The sequence below is a fragment of the Cypionkella sp. TWP1-2-1b2 genome, from assembly GCF_049896245.1.
Classification (GTDB): Bacteria; Pseudomonadota; Alphaproteobacteria; order Rhodobacterales; family Rhodobacteraceae; genus Cypionkella.
Genome location: NZ_JAFCTX010000093.1, coordinates 1 through 1737, shown reverse-complemented (window position 1 = coordinate 1737; position 1737 = coordinate 1). Strand labels below are relative to the sequence as shown.

3 protein-coding genes are annotated in these 1737 nt (G+C 64.8%); all 3 read left to right on the top strand.

What is annotated here, in order from left to right; translation table 11 throughout:
* The coding region (locus ACP7AP_RS24130) for a DUF2460 domain-containing protein (protein ID WP_426038457.1) at positions 1 to 274 on the top strand (274 nt) is incomplete at its 5' end.
* Positions 271 to 1146, top strand: coding sequence for a DUF2163 domain-containing protein (locus ACP7AP_RS24125; protein ID WP_426038455.1), 876 nt, complete (start codon positions 271 to 273; stop codon positions 1144 to 1146). The genes ACP7AP_RS24130 and ACP7AP_RS24125, both read left to right, overlap by 4 nt.
* Before the next feature lie 11 nt (positions 1147 to 1157).
* A complete protein-coding gene (locus ACP7AP_RS24120) occupies positions 1158 to 1631 on the top strand; it encodes a peptidase (protein WP_426038453.1) in 474 nt (157 codons plus the stop codon).
* Positions 1632 to 1737 lie beyond the last annotated feature (106 nt).

Here is a 1737-nt window from a genome sequence, read left to right as displayed (position 1 = left end):
CGGGGCTGGCAACAGCACGGCAGGGCAGATCGTGACCATCCTCGGCGCGAGCTTACGCGAACCGGCTTGGACCGGGGCCGCCCCCGGCTGGACCGTTGATATTGCAACCGGGATCCTGACCTTCCTCAGCCCACCCTCGGTCGGGGCCAACCTGACGGCCGGTTTCGAATTCGATGTGCCTGTGCGGTTTGACACCGACGATCTGCCCGTCACGCTCGACATCGAGCGTCTGGGGTCGATCACTTCCATCCCTCTGATCGAGGTCCGCCGATGAAATCCTTGCCCTCGGGGCTGCAAGCCCATCTCGATTCTGGCACCACCACTTTGGCCTGGTGCTGGAAGATCACCCGAAGAGACGGTGCGGTCTATGGCTTTACAGACCACGACCTGGCCCTGACCTTCGCAGTCACCACCTTTGAGCCGGAGAGCGGCTTTGTGCCCTCTGAAATCCGCGCCGCGCAGGATTTCTCGGTCGATGCGCAGGATGTCGAAGGGGCCTTGTCCTCGGATCGCATCACCGAAACCGACATTCTGGACGGGCGCTGGGACAATGCCGAGGTTGATGTCTGGCGGGTGAACTGGGCCTCGACCGACCAGCGCGTGCTGATGCGGCGCGGCAATTTGGGTGACATCAGGCGCGGGCGAACCAGTTTCGTGGCCGAGGTGCGCTCCCTGGCGCATTGGCTGAACCAGACCGTTGGGCGGACATATCAGTTTTCCTGCGATGCCGATCTGGGCGATGCCCGCTGCGACGTGAACCTCGCCTCGCCACTTTGGTCGGCGACCGGGACCGTGGCGACACTCTCCGGCAGTCGGGGTTTCACGGCCGTCGCGCTCGGCGGCTTCGCGAATGGCAGCTTTGCGCTGGGCGTCATCAGTTGGACAACCGGCGCAAATGCCGGGCGCAAGGCCGAGATTGCTACTTTCGCCAGTGGTGCCATCACCCTTTTTGAGGCCCCGGTGCGTCCGATTGCCTTGGGCGATGCTTTCCTCGCCACGGTGGGCTGCGACAAGCAGTTTGCGACTTGCTCGGCCAAGTTCGGCAATGGCGTGAACTTCCGGGGTTTCCCCCACATGCCCGGCGAAGAGGCCGTGCTGCGCTATCCAAATCAGGGCGATGCCAACAACGGTGCGCCCCTTACCTGACAGGTTTCCACATGACTGCCACCCCGTTGACCCCGGCCGATCCCTCGGCCGTTCTGACCATCGCACGCTCTTGGCTTGGCACGCCTTATTTGCACCAGTCGTCGGTGCAGGGCGTCGGCGCCGATTGCCTTGGCCTCGCGCGCGGCATCTGGCGGACGCTGCATGGCGACGAGCCCTGGGAGGTTCCGCCCTATTCCCGCGACTGGGGCGAGGCGGGCCGCCGCGAAGTTCTGGCCGAAGCCGCCAGGGCTGCACTCATCGAAATCTCCCTTGATGCGGCTGGTCCAGGCACGCTGATCCTGTTTCGTATGGCGCCGAGCGTTCCCGCCAAGCATTGCGGCATCCTCGGCGCCAGCGTGCTCCGCCCCAGCCTAATTCATGCCTATGACCGCTCGGGGGTCGTCGAGGAGGCTTTCACCCCGGCATGGTCGCGGCGCGCGTCATTTGCGTTCCAGTTTCCGTCCGCGCCCAGCGAGGTGATCTGATGGCCTCCATCCTCCTTGCAGCCGCTGGTGCCTCGATCGGCGCGGGCTTTGGTGGCACGATCCTCGGCCTGTCTGGTGCCGTGATTGGCCAGGCGGCGGGGTCGAT